A 17,932-nucleotide genomic window follows, 5' to 3' on the forward strand; every position below is an offset into this window, starting at 1 on the left:
CCGGAGGACCTCGACACCGCGGCGGCGCTCTGTACGCTGAATCCTACGCGTATCAAAAAAGCCGGAATTCGGAATATACGCGACGAATCAAAGGAATAGCAAATAAAACGTGATGGTCGATCCCCAATTATCAGGTTGGTGCATCGGGCATCATTTTTAATAGTGCCATATTATAAACGTGCAAAAGAAAACGGCATGCGAAGATGCCGTTCTTAGATAGTGCGTTGATGCGAAACCGTTTTATTGCGTCTGCGGCGTTTCGCGCACCTTGCGCGGCCGCCCGCGCGGCAGCGGCGACACACGGCGGTTGGCGGCTCGCGCCGCCCATTCGCGGTAGGTTTCGCTGCCCAGCACCCAGCCTTTTAGCGTGGCCTGCTGGAGCTGGCTGGCTTCGCGTTCGTCGAGCGGCTGCTCGCACAGTTCGCGATACGCGCGCTGCCGTTCGAACGGCGTATTGCCGAGCGACCAGTAAAGAGGATGGTCGGTAATCAGACTGTCGAGCGTCAGGCCGATATGGTGGCGGTAACTCGACCAGCGGTAATCTTCGGGTGAATTCACGAGTCCGGCGCGCACCGGGCACATTTCCACGACCCGACTCGCCAGCAGAAAATAACGCTCGCCTTCAATGACCGTGGCGCGGTAGCGACCTTCCCACAGCGTGCCGCGCCGCGCGTAGCGGCGGTTGAAGTGCGCCACGTAGCGCCGGCCCACGGCCTGCATCGCTTTGGGCAGGCTCGACTCTTCGGTGGGCGTCACCAGCAGTTGCACCGCGCCGGGCATCAGCGCGTAGGCGTGAATGGAAAGATGGTGGTCGCGCGAAGCCGCTTTCAGACAGTCGATGAACAGCTCGTAGTCCTGGTCGTCGACGAAAGCGGGCTGCTGATCCAGGCCACGAAGGATGACGTGCTGCGGCTGGTCAGGAACATAGAGACGTGCAAGCCGTGCCATGCTGGAATATCCGATTGTCGCGTTGGTACACGTTGGTACATACCCGAAGGTCCGAAGAACCGCTTCGCCCGGAACGGCGCGGCGCGGCCCGGCGAAAAACCACGCGGGGCTTAGGGCGAAAGCTCTAATTGGCGCATATGGTTTGTTTCAAACGTTCTGGTCATAATGAGCGGGCCTTTTCTGGAGGAGCACACATGAATTTAAAACAGGCCGTATCGGGGATCGCAGCGTTAGCCTGCATGTCGACAGCAGCACACGCACAATCGGCCGGAACTTTCTACGTCACCACGGGCTGGTTCCATCTCGCACCGCAATCGAGCAGCCAGCCGCTGCAGGTGACGAGTATCGGCGGTAGCCCGACCAGTATCACCGAACCCAACACCGGCGCCTCGCTGGGTTCTGCCGACACCATCGGCCTCACCGCCGGTTATTTCATTACCGACCACATTGCGACGGAATTCGTGATTGGCTACCCGCCGTCGTTCGATCTGAACGGCACCGGTAACCTGGAGCAGTTCGGCAAGCTCGGCCAGGCCAAACAATGGAGCCCGACGCTGCTGTTCAAGTACTACTTCAACAAGCCGACCGCCTCGTTCCGCCCTTACCTGGGTGTCGGTGTGAGCCGGATCTGGTTCACCGACGAAAAAATCACCAATGGCGTTTTCGAGGCCAACGTGCTGCATGGTCCGACCAGCGTCACTACGGATAGTTCGTGGGAGCCGGTCTTTAATGCGGGCTTCACTTACGCGTTCAATCAGCACTGGTTCGCGGGCGTGTCGGTGTCCTACCTGCCGCTTAGCACCACCGCCAAACTGAACAGTGCGGCTGCGACGCCGGTCGGAACGCTGAACGTGCAATCGCAAACCAAGATCAAGCTGAACCCGATCGTCACCTACGTCAACATCGGTTACCGTTTCTAACGCTTCCGGCCGATAACGCTGAAATTTAGGGTCGTCCACGTGGGTTGATTTAGGGTAGTCGAATTTTCGCCGCTTGAACAACGCCGTCATGGATCGATGACGGCGTTTTGCATTCCGGCGCAGGCGGCGTTGGCCAATCCTGACTGTTGTAAATCTGACCCGCCAATTGCAGGTCCGTGCACGATATGCCGGCGATCAGAGCGGCGTTTCAAGCCCGAAGCGCCTATGTAGCAAGGTTTTCCGCCTTTGGCACCGAAGTTGCGTCCGCTTGGTGTTTCCCACGTCTCTTCGCATAGCTGAGCGCGGCGGCGCGGGTCCATTTCACCCTCATCGACGGAGCGACCATGACAACACTTCCGAATACGCGAGACGCCCTCGGCGAATCCTGGACTAGCACCAGCCGCCGTGCGCGGCGTATTGCTCGCCACAGCCGCCATGCGGCCGAAGACATTGCAGGTGAACTGCGTACGCTGATGTCGGAACTGGAATCCACCTTGACGGACGGCACGCAAGCCGACGCGGTGGCACTGCGTAGCAAGCTGCGCAAACAGATCGAGACCGCCCGCGCCCGTCTGAACGACACGCGCGAAGCCGTGCGCGAACGCGCCGAAGTCGCCATTTCCGACGCGGACGATTACGTGCGCGAAAATCCGTGGCAGACGATTGCGATCGTCGGCGGCGTGGCGCTGATTGCCGGCGCGCTGTTCGCGTCGCGCCTGCGCTAAGCGCAGCGTGTAGAGGGTGGGGCGGCAGCTGGACCGGCTGCCCGTTCCTGCCTCGCGAAGGGGCGGCCCATTCCGCCCCAATCCCTAGTTGTCGTCCATTACGAACAGGCGCCGGTATTCCTTCAGCGCGTACCTGTCCGTCATTCCCGCGATGTAATGAGCGATCAGCCTCGGCTGATTGGCGACATCCTCTGCCTGATATCCCGGCGGCAGTAGCCGCGGGTCTTCCGTGAACGCGTCGAAAAGCCCCAATACGACGCGCCGTGCCTTGTTGGCCATCCGCATCACGCGATAGTGGCGATACAGATTCGTGAACAGAAACCGCTTCAGCAGACTCGCCTGCCGGGCAATCGCTTCGCTGTGCGCGACCAGCATCGGTGAGGCCCGCACGTCGTCCAGCGACGCCGGTGCATGGCGCTGCAGATTGAGCCTCGTCGTGTCGATCAGATCGACGATCAACGTATTGATGACCCGCCGCACGGTCTCGTGAATCAGCCGGCGTCCTTCGATCCGCGGGAAATCGCGTTGCGCGGCCTCGTAGTGGGTCTGCCACAGCTCGACTTCGGCAAGCTGCCCGATCGTGAGCAGCCCCGAGCGCAAACCGTCGTCGACATCGTGGTTGTTGTACGCGATCTCATCCGCGAGATTGGCGATTTGCGCTTCGATGGATGGCTGACGCCCTTCCAGAAAGCGCTCGCCGAGTGCGCCCAGGCGCCGCGCATTCTCGCGCGAACAATGCTTGAGAATCCCTTCGCGCGTCTCGAAGCAAAGATTCAGACCGTCGAACGCGCCGTAGTGCTCTTCCAGATCGTCCACCACCGCGAGGCTTTGCAGGTTGTGCTCGAATCCGCCGTGCTCGCGCATGCATTCGTTGAGCGCGTCCTGTCCGGCATGGCCGAACGGCGTATGACCGAGGTCGTGTGCCAGCGAAATTGCTTCGACCAGATCTTCGTTGACGCGCAGGTTACGCGCCACCGAGCGCGCGATCTGCGCGACTTCGAGGCTATGCGTGAGCCGCGTGCGGAACAGATCGCCCTCGTGATTCACGAAGACCTGGGTTTTGTACTCGAGCCGCCGGAACGCCGTCGAATGGACGATGCGGTCGCGATCGCGCTGGAATTCGGTGCGCGCGCTCGGCGCGCCTTCGGGATAGCGCCGCCCGCGCGACTGCGCGGAATGCGCCGCGTAGGGGGCGAGGTGCGCCTCCAGCGCTTCCTGCGACAGCTCGCCGCTCACCGCGGTCGCGGTGGCTAAGGCCGGGGCTGCCGGGTCATGCTGTCCATCTTCGCTGCGCCTGTCAGTCACCGGAATCTCCGAAACATGGGCGGCGCCTCAGTTGCGCGTGCGTGCTGCCTTGCGTTGGCTGCGCCGACGATCAGACGGCGGCGGCCAGCGTGGCGCGCACGTCAGCGTCGGGCGCCTGGGTGATCAGCGTCTCACCGAAACGCTTCAACAGAATGAATTTGATCGCGCCGGCTTCCGCCTTCTTGTCGACCTGCATGAGTTCGACATAACGCGAATCGCCGAGCGCGGGTGCGCGGGTCGGCAGGTGCGCGGCGACGATCACGTCGACCAGACGCCGGCGCGCGGCTTCGTCGAGATAGCCCAGACGCACGGACAGGTCCGCCGCCATCACCATCCCGCAACCGACCGCTTCGCCATGCAGCCACTCGCCATAGCCGAGACCGGCTTCGATCGCATGACCGAACGTGTGGCCAAAATTGAGAATGGCGCGCAAGCCGCCTTCACGCTCGTCCTGCGCCACCACCGACGCCTTGATCTCGCACGAACGCTTGACCGCCTCCGCCAGCGCCGCCGGCTCGCAGCGATTGAGCGCGTCCACATTCGTTTCGATCCAGCGAAAAAAACCGGCGTCGGCAATCGCGCCGGTCTTGATGACTTCCGCGACGCCCGCCGCGAGTTCGCGCGCCGGCAGCGAACGCAGTGCGCCGATATCGGCGATCACGGCTTGCGGCTGGTAGAACGCCCCGATCATGTTCTTGCCGAGCGGATGGTTGATACCGGTCTTGCCGCCCACCGACGAATCCACCTGCGACAGCAAGGTGGTGGGCACCTGGATGAACGGCACGCCGCGCATGTAGCAGGCTGCCGCAAACCCCGTCATGTCGCCGATCACGCCGCCGCCCAGTGCGATCAACGTCGTCTTGCGATCGGCGCGCGAGCCGAGCAGCGCGTCGAAAATCAGATTGAGCGTGTCGAGATTCTTATACGCTTCGCCGTCCGGCAGCACGACGGTCGACACCTGCTTGCCGAGCGGCGCGAGCGCAGTTCGCAGCATGTCGCCATACAGGGGATCGACGGTGGTGTTGGTGACGATGGTGACCGAGCTGCCGCCAATATGCGGGGCGAACAACGCGGTCTGGCCGATCAGGTCGGCACCGATATGGATGGGGTAGGCGCGCTCGCCCAGTTCGACATTGACGGTAATCATACGGAGCATTATGACGCAGGGTGTTTGGCGACGCCGGCCATCTCGAGCTGCATCAGCACCATATTGACCAGCCCGCTGACCGAAGGCCGGCCGGTTTCGATGACGAAATGCGCGCATTCGCGGTACAGCGGATCGCGCACTTCGTAGAGCGCTTCGAGCCGCGCTTTGGGGTCTTCGGTTTGCAGCAGCGGGCGATTCTTGTCGCGCCGCGTACGCAGCCACAGGTCGTGCGGATTCGCGCGCAGGTAGATGACCACGCCGCGATTTTGCAGCGCTTCGCGGTTTTCCGGCCGCAATACCGCGCCGCCGCCGGTGGCCAGCACGATCTTGTCGCGCCCGGTAAGGTCGGAAATGACGTGCGCTTCGCGATCGCGAAACCCCCTCTCGCCTTCCAGTTCGAAAATCACCGGGATCCGCGCGCCCGTGCGGGCCTCGATTTCATGATCGGAATCGAAGAACGGGCGGTCGAGACGGCGCGCAATGGCCCGGCCCACGGTGGTTTTGCCTGCCCCCATGAGCCCTACGAAAAATACATTGGCGTGTGCGTCCCGCGCTTGCAACGGTGTTCCTCTGGCTAATCCGGTATGGTTCGTGCCGCAGCTTACTGGCAAAGCGGCCGGCTTGTCGAGCCTGCGGGCCGCCGCCGGCAGGCGCCGCACGCGTGCCCCTAATTCGTCTGAACGACGCGCGGCGTGATGAAAACCGCCAGTTCGCTGCGCTGGTCCCGATGCGCCCGATGGCGAAACAGCGCCCCGAGGAGCGGTATTTTGCCCAGGAGCGGCACGCGAGTCACATCGTCCCGGTCGTCGGTGGCATAAATGCCGCCGATCGACACCGTACCACCATCCTCCACTTCGACGCGCGTTTGCACGTGTTTGGTGTTGATCGCCGGGCCGGCGTCGGTCTGCTCGCCGACGCTGTCCTTGGCGACGTCCAGGTCGAGCACCACCCGGCCGTCCGGCATGATCTGCGGCTCGACTTCGAGCTTGAGCGTGGCGCGGCGGAACTGCACGCCCGACACACCCTGCCCGACCTTGGCCTGATAAGGCAGCTCGGTGCCCTGCTCGACCACCGCCTTCATCCGGTCGGCCGTGACCACGCGCGGACTCGACACGATCTCGCCGCGCCCCTCGGCTTCGAGCGCACTCAACTCGAGATTCAGAAGCCGCGTCGCGCCGGCCGCGAACAGCGTCAGCCCGGCGGTAGCCGCATCGAAACCGGCAATCGGCCGTGCCGACAGATCGTACAGAAGCCCCTCGGCGCCGCCCGTCAAGCCGCGCGCGCTGCCGTCGGCGCTGGTCGCCGCCATCGACAGACGGATGCCGAGATTGCGCGAAAAGCCATGCTCGCCCTCGACGATGCGCGCTTCGATCAGCACCTGGCGGGTCGGCCGGTCGACGGAATCCAGCAACGCGGCGATCTGCGCGAGGCGTCCTTGCAGATCGGTGACGAATAACAGGTTGGTACGCGGATCGGCGGTTGCGGCGCCGCGTTTGGACAGCACGCGCTGGTTGCCCGCGCCGGTCAAGAGACGCCGCACGTCTTCCGCGCGCGCGTAGTGCAGCTGGAACGTGCGGCTCGCGAGCGGCTCCAGATCGGCGGCTCGCGCGTGGGCCTCGAAGCGTTGCCGTTCGCGCGCGGACAACTCGGTGACCGGCGCAATCCAGATCACGTTGCCGCGACGCTCCATCGCCAGGCCGTTGACGTCGAGCAGCGTATCGAACGCGTTGCGCCACGGCACCTTGTCGAGCCGCAAGGACACGGTGCCGCGCGCCTTGTCGCTGGCAACGATGTTCAGGCCGGTGAATTGCGCAAACGCGTTCAGTACGGCGCCGAGTTCCGCGCGCTGGAAATTCAGCGAGATCGGCTTGTCGTCGGGCGCGAGACCGGCGTCGGCGGCGGTTCGCGGCGCATCGCTCAGGCGCCTCGCCGGCGGCAACGGGACGGGCGGACCTTCCAGCGTCGACGAGGCGGCGCTCTCGCGAGCCGACGCAGAAGCCGGGCGGCTGCGCAGCGGCACCGAACCGTCGGCGTCGAGGAAGGGATTGTCCGCGGAGTCGCCGTCGATGGCGGCGGTTGCTGTTGTGTTGCCAGCGACGGATGGATCGTCGGTCTGAACGGTTCGAAACGGATTGGCGGCCAGCTCGGCAGCGGCCTCTGCGCCAGCCTCGCCGCCGCCCGGCAACGGCAACGCGTGATAAGGCGCCGTAGTTTCGTCGAGCGGCATGGAGGGCGGAAGTGGCGGCGTCGAGGCCTGCGCGAACGCAGTCCAGGTGGCGAATCCGATCGTCCCAGCCAGGCATGTCGTCACCCGGGCGCGCCAGCGCGGCGCGGATCTCGTCATAAGGCCTCCGCAAACGCCAGCGTGCGCGTCGCCGCACCATCGACGAGCGTAATGCCGAACCCGTCGAGCCGCGTCACCCGTTCGGCGCCGATCTGCTGCCCCTGCGCGACCGTCGTCGGGCCGTCTGGCGTATCGATCAACGCCAGCCCACGAGCGCGATCGTGCAACAGGCCCGCGAGCCGCAATTGCGACAGTTCGGCGAGATTGCCCGAGGCCGATGTCTGCGGCAACAGGAACGGGTCGAAGAACACCACGTCGTCCTCATCGTCGGCGTCGAGGCTGTCGTCGGACACACCGCCTGCGGTGGCACTGGCAGCCACCGGCCGCAGCGCATGGAATACGTGCAGCGTGGCGCTCATTGCCAGCGCATGAGCCTCGCGTTTCAACGTCACGTCGACGGGAACGACCAGCACCGGCAACTCGCCCAGCGCATGCAGAAACGCCATCAGATGCACGAAGTCGGTGTGCGCGGTAAGTTGCAGCGCACGCATGCTTTGCGGACCGGTGCCAGAGAGCGCGCCGGGTTCGACCGCGAGCAGCGCGACGTTACTTTGCGCGGCCAGTTCGGAGACCATGCGCACGTCGTCTGCCGAGGTCGACGCCGCCTTCAACCGTGCAGGAAATGCCGCGGCTCGCTCGCGCAAAGCAGGCAGTTGCGCGAGCGAACGCCGGGCTTCTTCGAACTGGCGCGTGGTAGCCGCCAGTGTCGTCCGACTAGCCTCGATCCCACCGAAGTCGGTCGCCAGCGAGGCCTGCAAACCGATGACGAACACGCACGTGGCGATCAGCCCGGCCACCGCCAGGCGGCGACGCACACTCCATGCGCCGAGCGGCACGCGCAGCACGGCGAGCCAATGTGATACCGAAAGCTGCGCGCTCGCCGCGCTCCCCAACCCAACGGACGTCGTACTCATTTCGCACCTCCAGATGTGTCGGATTTCACAGGACGTCGTGTTGGAGCGTTCGGCGGCCCATCGCTCCAACGCAGATGCGCGCCGAACTCCACAGACCCGCCCGCGCCACCGGCTGCCGCATTACCCCGCGAAGGCGAGCGATGCAGGTCGCCGACGTCCGCGCCCTTCACGCCGCGAACCGCGCTCAGCCGCTTGAGCCATTCGGCCGAAGCGATATGCGCACGCGAGGTCGCCAGCAACGCCGTCTCGTGCTCGCGATGACGCAGTTGCTGCAGCACGACGCCATCGCCGGGCTCGACGCTCAGCGCATCGAGCAGATCGCGTAAATGCGCGAGCGGCTCGGACAGCGTTTTCGCTCGCGCTTCGCCTTGATGCCGCTCGTCCTGCGCTTGCAGTAATCGCGCGTGTTCCGCGAGCGGCGCACTCAAATCAGAGAGGGCGTGTTCGAGCGACACGCGTTGGGCATCGACCCGCGCCTTGGCTGCCGCCTGCCAGCCGATCACGGCCAGCAACGCCGCGCCGCCGCCGAGCGCCGCCGCGAGCCATTCCTTGAACCTGCGTCGTCGGGCGAGTTGCGCATTGCGCTGCCGGTACGGCAGCAAATTGAAACCGCCGAGCCAAGGTCGAACCGCACGCTCGCCACGCTCGCCACGCTCGCCACCCGGCACGGCCAGCGCAGAATGAAAAACCTTTGCGCCGATCATTCGAGCACCCCGCGCAGTGCAAGACCGAACGCGACCACACCGGCCGGCTCGTGCAGCAGAGGATCGTCGAGCCGCCGCGCCAATCCGCCGAGCGCGGCACACTCGAACGGCAACACCGTGCAGCCCAGCACGTCGCCGATATCCGCGAGCGTGAAACCCACGCCGTCGAGCAGATCCACCTCGCCGCTCAGCAACGCGCAGTCGAGCACCGGCCCGTGGACCAGATCGCGCAATGCGTCGGCAAGGTCAGCATGCTCCGGCGCCGGATAGTGGATCGAGCCCACGATGCCGTCGTCGACCATGCGCCACCCGTACACCCCGTCCGTGCCGATCCACAGCGCGACATACGGCTCGTTCGGATCGAGCTCGTGGCTCGCCGCATAGCGCATGGCGCGCAGCGCCGCATGCGGCTCGCCGTCGATGGCCGTGAGCGAGATGCCCGCGGTCGCCGCGCACTCGATGCGCGCTTCGAGATGCTGACGCGCGGTCGCGGCGATCGTCACGGTGCGGATAGGCGCGGGGCTTTCGTCGACGGACCAGTCGACCGCGAGCGCATGACGCTCGAGGCCCGCAATGCGCTCGACCTCGTTCATGACGGCCGGTTCGAGTTCGGCGAGTTCGTGGCCGCCGTCTTCTGCGCCGCCGGCAAGCGCGGCAAGACGCGTGAGCGGCACCGTGGTCGTCAATGTGGCCGACGCCGGCAGCGCCATCGCACAGCGCAACGCCTGGCTCGAACACGCGCGCGGCAGATTGGCGAAGGCTTCGCGCAACGCACGGGCCACCGCGTGCCGGTCGCTGATTTCCGTGCCGGCCATCGCTCCCGGCGCGAGCGGCACCGTGGACACATACTCGATATGCAGCACGGCACTCTCGCGCGAACGCTGACTCACCACCACGAGACGCACCGCTTGCGTCGCGACATCGATACCCGCGGCGAAACGCTGGGTGCCCAGTTGCAGGTTCTGCAACCATGAATTTTTAAACGTCATCACGCCCTCCCTCTCACTCAAGCGACGAACCATTCGAACGCGAGTCATGGAGAGGAATTGTGCTCAGAGCGGCCGTCGGGCGACACTCGGCCGAATGGCTAACGTTGCGAGATGCACGCGTCGGCGGCCGTCGAAACAGCTACAGTAAAGTCACCCCCGCACCATGTGAGCGGCGTATCCGCAACCGCCAGTAAGCATGTCGAAAGCCAGCAGGCGAGACGGCTATAATCGCGGGACTGTTTTTTGGTGCCCCTATGCAATCCACGTCTCCTACGTCCCCGCCGCCCGCGCCGCAGAAGCGCAAACGTCCGCTATGGCTGAAGCTGCTAGTCGGTCTGTTCGGGCTCATCGTCGCGGGCGTAATGTGCGTGCTGCTGGTGCTCGGCTATGCACTCGTCGTGGCGACGCCCAACCTGCCGTCGCTCGACGCGCTAACCGACTACCGGCCGAAGGTGCCGCTGCGCATCTATACGGCCGACCACGTGCTGATCGGCGAATTCGGTGAGGAGCGGCGCGACATCGTTCACATTCAGGACGTGCCGGACAGTCTGAAGAAAGCCGTGCTCGCCATCGAAGACGCGCGCTTCTACGATCACGGCGGCGTCGACCTGACCGGCATCGCGCGGGCGGGCCTCGTCGCGTTGACCAACGGCCACGCCACTCAAGGCGCCAGCACGATCACGATGCAGGTGGCGCGAAACTTCTTCCTCTCCAGCGAAAAGACCTACACACGTAAGGTCTACGAGATGTTGCTCGCGTACAAGATCGAGTCGAAGCTGTCGAAAGATCAGATTCTCGAGGTGTACATGAATCAGATCTACCTCGGCCAGCGCGCTTACGGTTTCGCCAGCGCGGCCCGCGTGTATTTCGGCAAGGACCTGAAAGACCTGACGCTCGCAGAGTCGGCCATGCTCGCGGGTCTGCCGAAAGCGCCTTCGGCGTATAACCCGGTGGTCAACCCGAAGCGCGCGAAAATTCGCCAGGAGTACATCCTGCAGCGCATGTACGAACTGCACTACATCACGCAGCAACAGTACGACGAAGCCGCGCGCCAGCCGCTCGTGGTCAAGGGCGCCGGCAAGGAGTTCAGCGTGCACGCGGAGTACGTCGCCGAAATGGTGCGGCAGATGATGTACGCGCAATACCGCGAAGAAGCGTACACGCGCGGTCTGAACGTGGTGACGACGATCGACTCGGCCGATCAGGACGTCGCATACCGGTCGCTGCGCCGCGGGCTGATGGACTATGAAAGGCGGCACGGCTATCGCGGGCCGGAAGCGTTCATCGACTTGCCGGCGGAAGCCGACGACCGCGAGCAGGCGATCGACGACGCGTTGCTCGAACATCCCGACAACGGTGAAATCATCGCCGCGGTGGTCACGTCGGCGAGTCCTAAGCAGGTGCAGGCCACGTTCATCGACGGCAATACCGCGACGCTGCAGGGCGATGGACTGCGCTTCGCGCAAGCTGCGCTCGGCGCGCGGGCGCAGCCGAATCAGCGGGTGCGGCCGGGCGCGATCATCCGCGTCATCAAGAACGACGCCGGCGACTGGTCGATCACACAACTGCCGCAAGTGGAAGGCGCGTTCGTCTCGGTCATCCCGCAGGACGGCGCGATTCGCGCGCTGGTCGGCGGCTTCGATTTCAACAAGAACAAGTTCAATCACGTGACCCAGGCGTGGCGTCAGCCGGGGTCGAGCTTCAAGCCCTTCATCTATTCGGCGTCGCTCGAAAAGGGACTCGGGCCGGCGACGATCATCAACGACGCGCCGCTCTTTTTTAGCGCCGCGGAAACGGGTGGTCAGGCGTGGGAGCCAAAGAATTACGGCGGCGGCTTCGACGGTCCGATGAGCATGCGCACCGCTTTGCAGAAGTCGAAGAATCTCGTGTCGATTCGCATCCTCAACCAGATCGGCACGAAGTACGCGCAGCAATACATCACGCGATTCGGCTTCGACGCGGACCGTCATCCAGCCTATCTGCCGATGGCGCTCGGCGCGGGTCTCGTCACACCGCTGCAGATGGCCGGCGCGTTCTCGGTGTTCGCCAACGGCGGCTACCGTATCAATCCGTATCTGATCGCCGAGGTGACCGACCAGCGTGGTGTGGTGGTCGCTCATGCGCAGCCGCTGGTTGCCGCACAAAGCGCGCCGCACGCGATCACGCCGCGTAATGCCTACGTGATGAACAGCCTCCTGCAGAGCGTCGCGCAACGCGGCACGGGCGCGAAGACCAACGTGTTGAAGCGCACCGATCTCGGCGGCAAGACCGGCACGACCAACGACTCGCGCGACGCATGGTTCGCCGGCTATCAGCACACGCTGACGGCCATCGCGTGGATCGGCTACGACAACCCGCGCAGTCTCGGCGACAAGGAAACCGGCGGCGGACTTTCGTTGCCGGTGTGGGTGGACTACATGGCTCGGGCGCTAAAAGGCGTGCCCGAGTACAAGATGCCGAAACCCGACGGCGTGGTCGAAATCGGTTCGGAACTGTACTTCGAGGACTTTACCCCGGGCAACGGATTCGTCTCGACGGTGGGTGTCAGTCAGGCGGCGCTCGACGCCGATGCGAGCGGCGCATCCGGCGTCGCGCCGCAGCAGGTCGGCGAGCAGGAAAAGCAGGACATCATGAATCTGTTCCGCGGGCATTGACGGGTTGGTGGGCCGAGGCCTTGAAAAGCCCTGGCCCGCTCGCTGTGCCCCGTCACTTCCGCTGCTTCCGCTGCTTCCGCTGCTTCCGCTGCTTCCGCTGCTTCCGCTGCTTCCGCTACTTCCCGCTTACGCTTCGAAGCGAACAGGCTCGCCCGCCTGTTGCGTCGCGTACTCCGAGAGCGCGGCGAAAAACTCCGTACCGCTGCGCGTATCGCGCCACTCGCCGTCGATGAAACGGAAGTGAAAACCACCGGCTTTGGCGGCGATCCAGATCTCACTCATCGGCGGTTGCAGGTTGACGATGATCTTCGAACGGTTCTCGAATTCGAGGGTGAGAACGTTGCCGCTGCGCTCGGCTTCGACGTCGGCCGTGGTGTCGTCGAGCGCGCGTTCGATGGCGGCTAGCGCGGCTTCCGCGCGGGTCAGGTAATCACTATCGGCCATGCTAAACTCCATCGATTATTTATTCAGGGACAGTCATGCGAGTCGATAACCGCGTGCGAACGCGGGTGCAAACGCGGGTGCCAATGCAGGCGCAATCGCGGGTTCAGTCGCCACTACGAACGGCGGCAACCGGCCGCGCGATTGTAGCGGGTTTAGTCATTCTGGCAGGTTGTGCACTCGCCGGTTGCGGTCAACGCGGTTCGCTCTATTTGCCCAACGTGCCGCCGCTGCCCGCGAAGCCGGCAGATCGCACGGCGGCTCCGGCTACCATCACGCCCGCGCCTGCATCCGCGCCGGCCGAAGTGGGCGACGTGCCCGACACCTCTGGTACGCCACTCTCGCTCGCGCCGGAAACCGAACTCGCCAGTCCGCCCGCTGCTGCCTCCGCTGCCTCTGACGTTCCTCCCGCTCAATAAGACTTCCGTATGACTCGATCCGCATTTGATTACGTCGACGGCGTACTGCACGCCGAAGGCGTGTCCGCCGTCTCGCTCGCCGACCAGTTCGGCACGCCGTTGTACGTATACTCGCGCGCCGCGCTCACCGATGCGTGGAGCGCGTACGCCGGTGCCTGCGCAGGCCGCCGCGCAACCGTGCACGTGGCCGTGAAGGCCAACAGCAATCTGGCCGTGCTGAACGTGTTCGCCCGCCTCGGCGCCGGTTTCGACATCGTGTCGGGCGGCGAACTGGCGCGCGTGCTGGCAGCGGGCGGCAAAGCGGAAAACACCGTCTTTTCCGGCGTCGGCAAACATGCCGACGAAATGCGGCAGGCCCTCGCGGCCGGCGTCAAATGCTTCAACGTCGAATCCATTCCCGAGCTGGATCGTCTGAACGCGGTCGCGGCCGAAGTCGGCAAGCGCGCGCCCGTTTCGCTGCGCGTGAATCCGGATGTCGACGCGAAAACCCATCCGTACATTTCCACCGGCCTGAAGTCGAACAAGTTCGGCGTGGCGTTCGACGATGCGCGCGCCACCTATCGTGCGGCTGCCGCGATGGCCAATCTCGAAGTGGTCGGTATCGACTGCCATATCGGCTCGCAGATCACCGAGGTCGCGCCGTATCTGGACGCGGTCGACAAGCTGCTGGAACTGGTCGCGCAGATCGAACAGGACGGCGTGACGATTCGCCATATCGACGTGGGCGGCGGACTCGGCATTACGTATGCCGACGAAGCGCCGCCGGAAATCGGCGCGTTCGTGCGCACGGTGCTTGACCGGATCGAAGAACGCGGCCACGGTCATCGCGAAGTGTATTTCGAGCCGGGTCGATCGCTCGTCGGCAACGCGGGCATTCTGCTGACGCGCGTCGAGTTTCTGAAGCCGGGCGCGGAGAAGAACTTCGCCATCGTCGACGCCGCCATGAACGATCTCGCGCGTCCCGCGATGTACGAGGCTTATCACGCAATCGATGCGGTCGTGCAGCGCGATGGCGCCACACAGGTGTACGACGTGGTCGGGCCGGTGTGCGAGAGCGGTGACTGGTTAGGCCGTGAGCGTCAATTGGCCATCGAGCCCGGCGATCTGCTGGCGGTCCGTTCGGCAGGCGCTTATGGCTTCACGATGAGCTCCAACTACAACACCCGTCCGCGCGCCGCCGAAGTCATGGTGGATGGTACACAGGTGCATGTGGTCCGCGCTCGGGAAGAAGTGCAGCAGCTTTTCGCGGGCGAATCGATTCTGCCGGCGTAAACGTAGCGCTAACTGCAGGCGAGAAAAAAAGGCGATGCCCGAACACGGCATCGCCTTTTTTATTGGCGGTCAGCCGCGGCGCTCACGCAGCCAGACGATCAACCGCCAGCCCAGCAACGCGATCATGATCGCGCCGTAAATCTTCGGCAGAAGCAGATCGTGTTTGCCCGCCTTCATCCACCAGAAATGCAGGATCGCGAGCGCGCCGATTGCGTAGATTGCGCGATGCAAGGTCTGCCAGCGCCGGCCGAGCTTGCGGACCATGGCGCGCGGCGACGTCACGGCCAGCGCGATCAGCAGCACGAACGCCGCGAAGCCGACGGTAATGAACGGCCGCTTGCCGATGTCCTTGAGAATTTCGCCGACGTCGAACCACTTGTCGAACCAGAGATACGTGGTGAAGTGCAGCGTCGCGTAGAAGAACGCGTAAAGCCCGAGCATTCGCCGGAACCGCAGCAAGGCCGGCACGCCGGTCAGCTTGCGCAATGGCGAAACGGCCAGGGTGATGCACAGGAACACCAGCGTCCAGAGACCCGTCGAGCGCGTGATGAACTCGATCGGATTCGCACCCAGCCGGTCGGTCAGACCGAACAGTACGATGCGCGCGAGCGGATACCACGCCGCGATTAACACCACGATTTTTGCCGGCACGATCCAGCGCACGCCGCCCGCCGGACGACGACCCGTGGCGGCGGTTCGAGGTGCCGCTTTCGCTTGAGGTTGCGTTCCAGGTTGTGAGTCAGAAGCCATGAGCGAGCCGCCTAGAAATTCTTCTTCAGGTCCATGCCCTGATACAGCGACGCGACCTGATCGCCGTACCCGTTGAACATCAGCGTCTTGCGCTTGGGCGTAAAGAACCCGTCTTCACCGATGCGCCGCTCGGTCGCCTGACTCCAGCGCGGGTGATCGACGTTCGGGTTCACGTTCGAATAAAAACCGTATTCGTTCGACGCGTACGCGTTCCAGCTGGTCGGCGGCTGCTTGTCGATAAAGCGGATTTTCACGAGCGACTTCGCACTCTTGAAACCGTATTTCCAGGGCACCACCACACGCACCGGCGCACCGTTCTGATTCGGCAGCACCTGACCGTAGAGGCCCATCGTCAGCAAGGTGAGCGGGTTCATCGCCTCGTCCATGCGCAGGCCTTCGGAATACGGCCAGTCGAGCACCGGTGTCGAGAGACCTGGCATCTGCGAGGGATCGGCCAGCGTAATGAACTGCACGTAGCGCGCATTGCCCGTCGGTTGCACACGTTTGATCAGCTCCGCGAGCGGCACGCCGATCCACGGAATCACCATCGACCAGCCTTCCACGCAACGCAGCCGGTAGATGCGCTCTTCGAGCGGCGCAAGCTTCAGCAGCTCGTCGATGTCGTAGACCTTCGGATTGCGGATTTCGCCCTCCACGCTCACCTTCCACGGTCGCGGACGCAAGGTTCCGGCGTTGTGCGCGGGGTCGGCCTTGTCGGTGCCGAACTCGTAGAAGTTGTTGTACGTGGTGATGTCTTTGTACGGCGTGATCTTGTCGAGCGCGACGAACTTCGCGTTGGTCTTTGCCGTCAGCTTCTGCGCCTTCGGGTCGGGCGACGAATACGCGGCGAGCGCCTCGCCGTTCACGCCGACCAGACTGCCGAGCGCCACCGCGCCCGCCGCCTGCAGAATGCGCCGGCGGTTCTCGAACACATGTTGCGGGGTGATCTCGCTGCGCGGGATATCGTCGCCGTGCAGTCGAGTCCGTTCGTTTCGTTTGATCCACATGATGCTGCTCCTGACCGGACCGCGGCTACATCGACCCCGTGCGGTCATAGTGATAGACGGGCCATCCCGACATCGATAGATACTGTGATGGCGAACACTCTGGATGCAGCAAATATTCCGCCCGCCATAAAAAAAACCGCCGGGGCTGAGGCACACGGCGGTTTCGATCGACAGCGGAAAGCCGTTCTTACAGCTTGCCGTAACTATGCAAGCCCGACAGGAACATGTTCACGCCGAGGAACGCGAAGGTCGTCACCAGCAGGCCGGTCAGCGCCCACCACGCGGCCACCGCACCGCGCAGGCCCTTCATGAGACGCATATGCAGCCAGGCGGCGTAATTCAGCCAGACGATCAGCGCCCAGGTTTCCTTCGGGTCCCAGCTCCAGTAGCCGCCCCACGCTTCGGCCGCCCACAGCGCGCCGAGAATCGTCGCGATCGTGAAGAAAGCGAAGCCGACGGCGATCGACTTGTACATCAGGTCGTCGAGCACTTCGAGCGGCGGCAGGCGGTCGGCCAGTACACCGCGCTCCTTGGCCAGATAGGCGACCCCGACCATCGCCGACAGCGCGAAGCTGCCGTAGCCGATGAAGTTCGCCGGCACGTGAATCTTCATCCACCAGCTTTGCAGCGCCGGCACCAGCGGCTGGATCTGCTGCGCATCGCGCGATACCGAGTACCACATGAGAAAGCCAACCGCCGCGCTGATCACCAGCAGCACGAACGCGCCGAGCGCACGGGTGTTGTAGTGCTGCTCGTAGTACAGATAGAAAAGCGCGGTAATCAGGCTGAACAGCACGAATACTTCGTAGAGGTTCGAGATAGGAATATGGCCGACGTCCGCGCCGATCAGATACGACTCGTACCAGCGCACCATCAGGCCGACGAAGCCCATCACCACCGCGGCCCACGTCATGGTGGAACCGATCGCGCCGCCGGTCGGCGACCGCGACAGCAGCCCGATCCAGTAGAACACCGTGGCGAACACGAAGAGCGCGCTCATCCACAAGATGGCCGACTGACTCGAGAGGAAGTACTTCAGGAAGAACGCGGTGTCCGCGCGCGCCAGATCGCCGTGATAGATCTGGATGGCCAGCAGCGACAGCGCGGCGATACCCACCATGAGCGGTCGCACCGGCTTCCAGCGCCAGCCCAGCACCACGAACACCGGAACTGCGCAGCACAGCACCAGCTTGTCGTAGTAGTTCATGAACGGGTGATAGCGCGTCAGCGCAAAACCCGCTCCGGCGACCATGGCGAGAGCGAACAGCCAGTCGACGATACCGAGCCGTTTCAGAAACGGGCGGTCGTCGAACTGTTCGACGTTGAGCGTTTCGCTCGCGGGCGTTTTTCTAAGCCGCGAGGCCGAGGATGAGGATGCTTGAGTCAGGTCCAT

At 64.1% G+C, this 17,932-nt stretch carries 17 protein-coding genes; 5 read left to right on the forward strand and 12 right to left on the reverse strand.

Annotated features, from left to right (window positions below):
• Positions 1–240 precede the first annotated feature (240 nt).
• Positions 241–948: a transposase gene (locus FQ746_RS14420; RefSeq protein WP_144110061.1), complete on the reverse strand. Its 708-nt coding sequence runs from the start codon at positions 946–948 to the stop codon at positions 241–243.
• Positions 949–1,142: 194 nt separating this feature from the next.
• On the opposite strand from FQ746_RS14420, the gene FQ746_RS14425 reads away from it, so the two are divergent.
• The gene (locus FQ746_RS14425; RefSeq protein WP_144110062.1) at positions 1,143–1,868 is read left to right on the forward strand and encodes an OmpW/AlkL family protein; all 726 of its coding nucleotides are present in this window, start codon (positions 1,143–1,145) and stop codon (positions 1,866–1,868) included.
• Between the two features lie 344 nt (positions 1,869–2,212).
• Positions 2,213–2,593, forward strand: coding sequence for a YqjD family protein (locus FQ746_RS14430; RefSeq protein ID WP_144110063.1), 381 nt, complete (start codon positions 2,213–2,215; stop codon positions 2,591–2,593).
• A gap of 84 nt (positions 2,594–2,677) precedes the next feature.
• Here the strand turns inward: FQ746_RS14430 and FQ746_RS14435 are convergent, their stop codons facing one another.
• The 7 genes from FQ746_RS14435 to pilM all read right to left on the reverse strand — a co-directional run bounded on the left by FQ746_RS14435 (position 2,678) and on the right by pilM (position 9,996).
• On the reverse strand, positions 2,678–3,898 hold the full coding sequence (locus FQ746_RS14435; protein WP_144110064.1) for a deoxyguanosinetriphosphate triphosphohydrolase: 1,221 nt from the start codon (positions 3,896–3,898) through the stop codon (positions 2,678–2,680).
• 70 nt (positions 3,899–3,968) lie between these two features.
• The gene (gene aroB / locus FQ746_RS14440; protein ID WP_186310739.1) at positions 3,969–5,054 is read right to left on the reverse strand and encodes a 3-dehydroquinate synthase; all 1,086 of its coding nucleotides are present in this window, start codon (positions 5,052–5,054) and stop codon (positions 3,969–3,971) included.
• Positions 5,054–5,605 carry a shikimate kinase gene (locus tag FQ746_RS14445; protein ID WP_144110066.1) on the reverse strand — a complete coding sequence of 184 codons (552 nt, stop codon included), beginning with the start codon at positions 5,603–5,605 and terminating at the stop codon, positions 5,054–5,056. Before FQ746_RS14445 ends, aroB begins: the two co-directional genes overlap by 1 nt.
• Positions 5,606–5,712: 107 nt before the next feature.
• A complete protein-coding gene (locus tag FQ746_RS14450) occupies positions 5,713–7,389 on the reverse strand; it encodes a type IV pilus secretin PilQ (protein ID WP_144110067.1) in 1,677 nt (558 codons plus the stop codon).
• Complete coding sequence (locus tag FQ746_RS14455; RefSeq protein ID WP_144110068.1) at positions 7,386–8,303, reverse strand: hypothetical protein; 918 nt, start codon at positions 8,301–8,303, stop codon at positions 7,386–7,388. Before FQ746_RS14455 ends, FQ746_RS14450 begins: the two co-directional genes overlap by 4 nt.
• Complete coding sequence (locus FQ746_RS14460) at positions 8,300–9,007, reverse strand: fimbrial assembly protein (RefSeq protein ID WP_260854053.1); 708 nt, start codon at positions 9,005–9,007, stop codon at positions 8,300–8,302. Before FQ746_RS14460 ends, FQ746_RS14455 begins: the two co-directional genes overlap by 4 nt.
• Positions 9,004–9,996: a pilus assembly protein PilM gene (gene pilM, locus FQ746_RS14465; RefSeq protein ID WP_144110069.1), complete on the reverse strand. Its 993-nt coding sequence runs from the start codon at positions 9,994–9,996 to the stop codon at positions 9,004–9,006. The genes FQ746_RS14460 and pilM overlap by 4 nt, the downstream gene beginning before the upstream one ends.
• 254 nt (positions 9,997–10,250) lie before the next feature.
• Between pilM and FQ746_RS14470 the strand changes: the two genes are divergently transcribed.
• A complete protein-coding gene (locus FQ746_RS14470; RefSeq protein WP_144110070.1) occupies positions 10,251–12,650 on the forward strand; it encodes a penicillin-binding protein 1A in 2,400 nt (799 codons plus the stop codon).
• A 126-nt stretch (positions 12,651–12,776) separates the two neighbouring features.
• On the opposite strand, the gene cyaY is transcribed toward FQ746_RS14470, so the two are convergent.
• Entirely contained in the window at positions 12,777–13,094 is a 318-nt protein-coding gene (gene cyaY / locus FQ746_RS14475) for an iron donor protein CyaY (protein ID WP_144110071.1), read from the reverse strand.
• Between the two features lie 83 nt (positions 13,095–13,177).
• On the opposite strand from cyaY, the gene lptM reads away from it, so the two are divergent.
• On the forward strand, positions 13,178–13,510 hold the full coding sequence (gene lptM / locus FQ746_RS14480) for an LPS translocon maturation chaperone LptM (RefSeq protein WP_144110109.1): 333 nt from the start codon (positions 13,178–13,180) through the stop codon (positions 13,508–13,510).
• Positions 13,511–13,519: 9 nt separating this feature from the next.
• The gene (gene lysA, locus FQ746_RS14485; RefSeq protein WP_144110072.1) at positions 13,520–14,782 is read left to right on the forward strand and encodes a diaminopimelate decarboxylase; all 1,263 of its coding nucleotides are present in this window, start codon (positions 13,520–13,522) and stop codon (positions 14,780–14,782) included.
• A 69-nt stretch (positions 14,783–14,851) separates the two neighbouring features.
• Here the strand turns inward: lysA and msrQ are convergent, their stop codons facing one another.
• The 3 genes from msrQ to ccsB all read right to left on the reverse strand — a co-directional run bounded on the left by msrQ (position 14,852) and on the right by ccsB (position 17,932).
• Entirely contained in the window at positions 14,852–15,532 is a 681-nt protein-coding gene (msrQ, locus tag FQ746_RS14490) for a protein-methionine-sulfoxide reductase heme-binding subunit MsrQ (RefSeq protein ID WP_144110073.1), read from the reverse strand.
• A gap of 11 nt (positions 15,533–15,543) precedes the next feature.
• Positions 15,544–16,539 (reverse strand): protein-methionine-sulfoxide reductase catalytic subunit MsrP, encoded by a 996-nt coding sequence (gene msrP, locus FQ746_RS14495; RefSeq protein ID WP_144110074.1) that lies wholly within the window; start codon positions 16,537–16,539, stop codon positions 15,544–15,546.
• A gap of 187 nt (positions 16,540–16,726) precedes the next feature.
• Positions 16,727–17,932, reverse strand: a complete 1,206-nt coding sequence (gene ccsB, locus FQ746_RS14500) for a c-type cytochrome biogenesis protein CcsB (protein ID WP_144110075.1) — start codon at positions 17,930–17,932, stop codon at positions 16,727–16,729.

Source organism: Paraburkholderia sp. BCC1886, assembly GCF_900996245.1.
In the GTDB taxonomy this organism is placed as follows: domain Bacteria; phylum Pseudomonadota; class Gammaproteobacteria; order Burkholderiales; family Burkholderiaceae; genus Paraburkholderia.